1 protein-coding gene is annotated in these 238 nt (G+C 66.4%); it reads right to left on the minus strand.

Annotated elements, in window-relative coordinates:
• The coding region (locus EXE44_RS21610) for a helix-turn-helix domain-containing protein (RefSeq protein WP_241991874.1) at nucleotides 1-238 on the minus strand (238 nt) is incomplete at both ends.

The raw sequence follows: 238 nt of genomic DNA on the forward strand, positions 1-238 counted from the left end.
CTCGCTCAGCGCGGTCCGGAGGACGTCGACCCGGTGTCGGAGCTCGTGTTCGAGCGTCCGACTCGTGGTCTCGGCCGAGATCGCACGAAACCGTTTCGGCGACGATTGAAGGACATCGACGAGTCCCCTGTCGCGGAGCTCGTCTATCGCGTCGTACACTCGCGTCCGCGGGACCGCCGACACGCGACTCACGTCTCTGGCCGTTCCCGACTCCAGTGCGGAGAGCGCGATGAACGTC

This window comes from Halorubrum sp. SS7, from assembly GCF_005435055.1.
Lineage (GTDB): Archaea > Halobacteriota > Halobacteria > Halobacteriales > Haloferacaceae > Halorubrum > Halorubrum salinarum.